Here is a 6,072-nt window from a genome sequence, read left to right on the forward strand (position 1 = left end):
ACGTCGGTCAATCCCACTGGACCGCGCGCCGCCGGGGCCGGCGACGGCGTCGCCCGACCGCCAGCAGGGCGGCGAGCAGCCCGACCAGCCCCGCCGAGCCGCCGACCACCGCCCCGCCGAGCCACTCCGGGGCGCCACCGGACGACCGGCCGGCGGCCACGGCCGCCCCGGCGTCCGGGGCCGCCGACGGGCTCGCAGCGGCGCCGTCCTCGCTGACCTCCCCCGGCTCCACCAGCCGGCCCACGGAGGAGTCCGGCGGCAGCGAGAAGCCCCAGTCGAGCAGCCGGGCGCCCTGCTCCCAGGCCCGTACCGGCCGTCGTTCGGCGCCCAGCAGGGTGACCACCAGCCGCCGGCCGTTCCGCTCGGCCGCGCCGACGTAGGTGTGCCGGGCCAGGTCGGTGAAGCCGGTCTTGCCACCGAGCGCACCCGGGTAGTCGTAGATCAGCGGGTTCTCGTTCTGGATCTGGAAGCCGCGCTTGCGCAGGGCGGGCTGGGCGGGGATCTGGGCGCGCTCGGTCAGCGCGTACCGCCGGAAGGTGGGGTTGGCGAAGCAGACCCGGGCGATCAGCGCCAGGTCGTAGGCGCTGGTGAACTGGCCCGGGCCGTCCAGGCCGGACGGGGTCACCGCGTGGGTCTGCAACGCGCCCAGCCGGCGCGCCTCGGCGTTCATCTCCCGCACCCCGGCCTCCGTGCTGCCGGCGCCGAGCCGGGCCAGCAGGTTCGCCGCCTCGTTGCCGGACTGGAGCAGCAGCCCGAGCCAGACCGTCTCCACCGCGTACCGGCCGCCCACCAGCAGGCCCACCGCGGAGCTGCCGGGCTCGATGTCCAGGTCCTCGCGGGTCACCGTGGCCACCTGCTTCGGGTCCAGCTTCGGCAGCATGGTGGCGGCCAGCAGCAGCTTCTGCACGCTCGCCGGGGTGGCGTACTCGTGCGGGCCGCAGCCGCCGAGCACCGCGCCGCTGTCCAGGTCCGCGACCAGCCAGGAGGTCGCGGTGACCGGCGGCGGCGCCGGCGTGCCGGGCGGCACGACCAGGCCGGAGGTGGCCAGCGCCTCCCCGCCGACCGCGCGCTGCGCGGGCACCGGTTCCGGCGGGGTCGGGCGGGGCGGGCGGGTCACCGCCGGCGTCGGCAGCTTCGGGCAGGGCGCGGTCACGCCGGGAGCCAGGGCCGTCGGCGGCGCGGCGTCCGCCGGGACGGCGGTCCCGGTGCTGAGGAGTACGGCGACGGTGGCGGCGGCCAGGACCCGGGCTCTCATGGTCAGGCACCATACCGAGGCCGGCCGGCGGGCCCGGCACGCCTCACCCGGGCAGCCCGGAGCCGGCCAGCCCGATCTCGGCGAGGTAGTCGTACAGGGTGGCCGAGGCGCGCAGTCGCCGCAGGCTGCGCCGGTGCAGGTCCTGCTCGCGCCGGGCCAGCTCGGCGTGCACCCGTTGCGGCCGGCCGCTGGTGCGCATCTCGTCGAGGACCGCCGTCACGATCTCGAAGGGGTAGCCGCCCCGGCGCAGCAGCGCGACGACCTGCGCGGCGCGCAGCTCCGCCGCGTCGTACAGCCGGTAGCTCGTGCCCGGTTCGCGCGCCGGCCGCAGCAGCCCCCGCTCCTCCCACAGCCGGAGCTGGGAGGTGCGGACGCCGACCAGGTCCGCGACCTCGCCGATCCGGGCACCGCGCCGGGGTGCGGGCACCACGACCGGCGGGCTGACCACCACCGTCTCGAAGGCGCCCAGGACGCGACGGATCTCGGTCCGCTCGCGGTCCAGTTCGGCGTGGCCGGCGTCCAGCGCCGTCAGCGCCGCCGCCAGGTCGCCCCGGTGGACCGCGAGCATCACCTCCCGGGTACGCGCCCAGCCATGCCCCTCGGCCATCCGGCGCAGCACGGCGAGCGCGCGCACGTGCGCGACGGTGAACACCCGGTAGCCGCTCGGGGTGCGCTCGACCGGAGGCAGGACCCCCTCGTCGAGATAGTTGCGCACCTGCTGGGTGGAGATCCCGGCGGTGGCCGCGACGTCGACCACCCGCAACCGCCCGTCCTTCACCGGGTCACCCTATCGCCTGCCACGCCGTTTGAGACTTTCCCTCCCACATCTCGCGACGCTGCTCGGCAGATTGGCGCCGGAGTTTACATGGGAACATCAATGAGACGATCGAACCCATGGAGCAGCCAGCGCGGAACGCCGCCGACAGCCACGACGTCATCGAGGTACGAGGTGCCCGGGAGAACAACCTCACCGGGGTCTCGGTCGACATCCCCAAGCGCCGACTCACCGTCTTCACCGGGGTCTCCGGATCCGGGAAGTCGTCCCTGGTCTTCGGCACCATCGCCGCCGAGTCGCAACGCCTGATCAACGAGACGTACAGCGCCTTCCTGCAGACCTTCATGCCGAGCCTGAGCCGGCCGGACGTGGACGCGCTGCGCAACCTGAGCGCGGCAATCGTCGTCGACCAGGAGCGGATGGGCGCCAACTCCCGCTCGACGGTCGGCACGGCGACCGACGCGTACGCGATGCTGCGGATCGTGTTCAGCCGGCTCGGGCAGCCGCACGTCGGGCCGGCCGGCGCGTTCAGCTTCAACCTCCCCGAGGGGATGTGCCCGACCTGCGAGGGGCTGGGCCGGGTCGCCGACCTCGACCTGCACGCGATGGTCGACGTGGAGCGGTCGCTCAACGACGGGGCGATCCTGGTGCCGAACTTCGCCGTCGACTCCTGGTACTGGCAGACCATCGTCGGCTCCGGCCTGTTCGACCCCGACACCAAGCTGCAGGACTACAGCCCGCAGCAGTGGCAGGACTTCCTGCACAAGCCGGCCACGAAGATCAAGGTGGGCAGCAACAACTGGACGTACGAGGGGCTGGCGGTGAAGGTGCGCCGGATCTACCTGACCAAGGACCGCGAGTCGATGCAGCCGCACATCCGGGCGTTCGTGGACCGGGCGGTCACCTTCACCACCTGCGCCGACTGCGGCGGCGCCCGGCTCAACCCGGCGGCGCTCTCCTCGCGGATCGCCGGACGCAACATCGCCGAGTGCTCCGCCATGCAGATCAGCGACCTGGCGGAGTTCATCCGCGCCGTGGACGACCCGTCGGTGGCTCCGCTGGTGGCCACCCTGCGCGAGACGCTCGACTCGCTGGTGGAGATCGGGCTCGGCTACCTCAGCCTCGACCGGGAGTCGGCGACCCTCTCCGGGGGCGAGGCGCAACGGGTGAAGATGGTCCGGCACCTGGGCTCCAGCCTCTCCGACGTGACGTACGTCTTCGACGAGCCGACCGTCGGGCTGCACCCGCACGACATCGCTCGGATGAACGACCTGCTGCTGCGCCTGCGCGACAAGGGCAACACGGTGCTGGTCGTGGAGCACAAGCCGGAGACCATCGCGATCGCCGACCACGTCGTCGACCTCGGGCCCGGCGCCGGCTCGGCCGGCGGCCGCATCTGCTACACCGGCGACGTCGCCGGCCTGCGCCGCGCCGACACCCTCACCGGGCGTCACCTCGACCACCGGGTCACCCTCCGCGACCCGGTACGCCGTCCGACCGGGCAGCTGCCGATCCGCGGCGCCGACCTGCACAACCTGCGCGACGTCGACGTCGACATCCCGCTCGGGGTGCTCACCGTGGTCACCGGGGTGGCCGGCTCGGGCAAGAGCTCCCTGATCCACGGCTCGCTGCCGCGCCGCAGCGGGGTGGTCGTGGTGGACCAGTCCCCCATCCGGGGTTCCCGACGCAGCAACCCGGCCACCTACACCGGGCTGCTCGACCCGATCCGCACCGCCTTCGCCAAGGCCAACGGGGTCAAGGCGGCCCTGTTCAGCGCCAACTCCGAGGGCGCCTGCCCGACCTGCAAGGGCATCGGGCTGGTCTACACCGACCTGGCGATGATGGCCGGCGTCGCCTCGGTGTGCGAGAGCTGCGAGGGGCGCCGCTACACCGACGAGGTGCTGACGTACACGCTGCGCGGGAAGAACATCAGCGACGTCCTCGCCATGTCGGTCACCGAGGCCCGGGAGTTCTTCCCCGGCGGCCAGGCCCGCGCCGTGCTGGACCGGCTGGCCGACGTGGGCCTGGGCTACCTCAGCCTCGGTCAGCCGCTGACCACCCTCTCCGGGGGCGAGCGGCAACGGTTGAAGCTGGCCATCCGCATGGCGGAGAAGTCGAGCACGTACGTGCTGGACGAACCCACCACCGGCCTGCACCTGGCCGACGTCGACCAACTGCTGGCCCTGCTGGACCGGCTCGTCGACGACGGCAACACGGTGATCGTCATCGAGCACCACCAGGCGGTCATGGCGCACGCCGACTGGATCATCGACCTCGGCCCCGGGGCCGGGCACGACGGCGGCCGGATCGTGTTCACCGGCACCCCCGCCGAGTTGGTCGCGCAGGGCGACACCCTCACCGCTCGCCACCTGCGCGAGTACGTCGGCGGGTAGCGCTGCGGGCGGACCGGTTCAGCCCGTGGTCACCGGCTCCTCGGCGCCGGCCCGGTCCCGCCACCGCTGCACGACCAGCACCACCGGGCCGACCATCAGCATGGACAGCGCGGCGGTCACCAGGAAGACGTCCAGGAACAGCGTCGCCAGCACGCTGAGCACCGCCAGCGAGAGGGTGACCCGTCCGAGGTGGCCGGGGGTGGGCAGCGGGCGGCGGTGCGTACCCCGGTAGCGGGGGTCGGCTGCGGCCATGGTGGTACCTGCCTTGCGTGGAGAGCGACCAGGGACGGCGACCGTCGCCCGCCGCCGGCCCTGGTGCCGCGCCGACCGGTGGCGCGGCTGATCATCGTGGCCCGGTTGTACCCGCCCTGAGCTGCGGGAACCGCCGAGGTAACCAGTACCACAGCCGATGCACCGCCCGCCGGGTCACGCGCCGACGTCATCCAGCCGGCGCAGCCAGCGCCGCTGCCAGGGGGTCTCCACCGCCCGCGGGTGGTACCGCTCGCGTACCCAGCCCACCGCCCGGTCCGGCGGGAGGCCGTCCAGGATCGCCAGGGCGGCCAGCGCCGTCCCGGTCCGGCCGACACCGCCCCGGCACGCCACCTCGACCCGTGCGCCGTCGTGCGCCCGGCGCAGGGCCTCGGCAAGCGCGTCGAGGGCGTCGGCGTGGTCGAGCGGCAACCAGAAGTCGGGCCACCGGATCCGGCGGTGCGGCCAGGCCGGTGCCGGGCCCGGGGCCAGGAGCAGGGTGAAGTCGGCGGGCGAGGCGGGATCGCCGACGCGGCGACCCCGCACGGTCGCGCCGCTGGGCAGTACGACCGCCCCGGTCGTCTCGGACCAGTCCACCCGGGTGATTCTGCCGTCCGGGGCGTACGAAACAGCGCCGCCCCCGGCCCTGGTGGGTCGGGGGCGGCGCTGGGGTGTCGGTGTGCAGGTCGCCTCTCGGCGAGTGGCACGACGCGGCTCCAGCCGAACGGTATTCCGCGAAGGCAATTTAGGTGAGGCCCGGGGACACTGGACACACCGACACCTGACTCAACAGGCTACCCGCTCCGGGTCTTCCACCCGTCCTGGTGACGCGCGCCACCTGCTTGTTCCGTGCGTGGGTTGCGGTGGTCGGTGGGTGGTGTGGCCCGCCGTGCCCGGCTCCGGGCGGTCAGGCTTGATCCCTGCGCCGGTCACGGCGGGCCACACCCCCGCCGCGGGCAGCCTCCGCGCAGGCCTCGCCGGCCCGAACTCCCAGAGTTGTCGTTCCGACGGGACGGTAAGTGTCCAAGATTCCGTCGGACGGGGTTGGCTCCCGGGCGGACATGCCGCTGGCCGGCACCCCGCTCGGGGGTGCCGGCCAGCGTGTCGTTCACGTGTCAGTTGTTCCAGTGCTTGGCGACCAGGTCGGCGGCCTGCTTCTCCCACTGCGCGTAGTGGTCCGGGTAGGCCGAGACCTGCACGGTCTGCGCGGCCTTGGTCAGCGGCATGTCCTTCCAGCCGTCGACCTGCTTCAGACCCTTCAGGAACGCCATCGTCGAGTACTCGGGGTCGGTGATCTGCTCAACGGTGCCCCAACCGCTGGACGGGCGCTGCTGGAACAGGCCCTGCGAGTCGTGGTCGTTGCGCTCACCCAGGTGACCCAGGTTCTCCAGCTTCGACTC

The 6,072-nt window shown here is 73.4% G+C and carries 5 protein-coding genes and 1 pseudogene; 1 reads left to right on the plus strand and 5 read right to left on the minus strand.

Going from position 1 to position 6,072, the window contains the following annotated elements:
* Positions 1-7: 7 nt before the first annotated feature.
* Positions 8-1,255 carry a D-alanyl-D-alanine carboxypeptidase family protein gene (locus ACTMS9_RS28240; protein ID WP_441166423.1) on the minus strand — a complete coding sequence of 416 codons (1,248 nt, stop codon included), beginning with the start codon at positions 1,253-1,255 and terminating at the stop codon, positions 8-10.
* 43 nt (positions 1,256-1,298) lie between these two features.
* Positions 1,299-2,033, minus strand: a complete 735-nt coding sequence (locus ACTMS9_RS28245; protein ID WP_154936576.1) for a MerR family transcriptional regulator — start codon at positions 2,031-2,033, stop codon at positions 1,299-1,301.
* Between the two features lie 116 nt (positions 2,034-2,149).
* Here ACTMS9_RS28245 and ACTMS9_RS28250 point away from each other — a divergent pair, with 116 nt between their 5' ends.
* A complete protein-coding gene (locus ACTMS9_RS28250) occupies positions 2,150-4,423 on the plus strand; it encodes an ATP-binding cassette domain-containing protein (protein ID WP_441166424.1) in 2,274 nt (757 codons plus the stop codon).
* 18 nt (positions 4,424-4,441) lie between these two features.
* On the opposite strand, the gene ACTMS9_RS28255 is transcribed toward ACTMS9_RS28250, so the two are convergent.
* The 3 genes and pseudogenes from ACTMS9_RS28255 to ACTMS9_RS28265 all read right to left on the minus strand — a co-directional run.
* The gene (locus ACTMS9_RS28255) at positions 4,442-4,675 is read right to left on the minus strand and encodes a hypothetical protein (RefSeq protein WP_441148656.1); all 234 of its coding nucleotides are present in this window, start codon (positions 4,673-4,675) and stop codon (positions 4,442-4,444) included.
* A 174-nt stretch (positions 4,676-4,849) separates the two neighbouring features.
* Positions 4,850-5,269, minus strand: a complete 420-nt coding sequence (locus ACTMS9_RS28260) for a protein-tyrosine phosphatase family protein (RefSeq protein WP_441148657.1) — start codon at positions 5,267-5,269, stop codon at positions 4,850-4,852.
* A 518-nt stretch (positions 5,270-5,787) separates the two neighbouring features.
* Positions 5,788-6,072, minus strand: a pseudogene (locus ACTMS9_RS28265) (hypothetical protein); the annotation flags it as partial.

This window comes from Micromonospora sp. L31 (assembly GCF_052068075.1).
Lineage (GTDB): Bacteria > Actinomycetota > Actinomycetes > Mycobacteriales > Micromonosporaceae > Micromonospora > Micromonospora purpureochromogenes.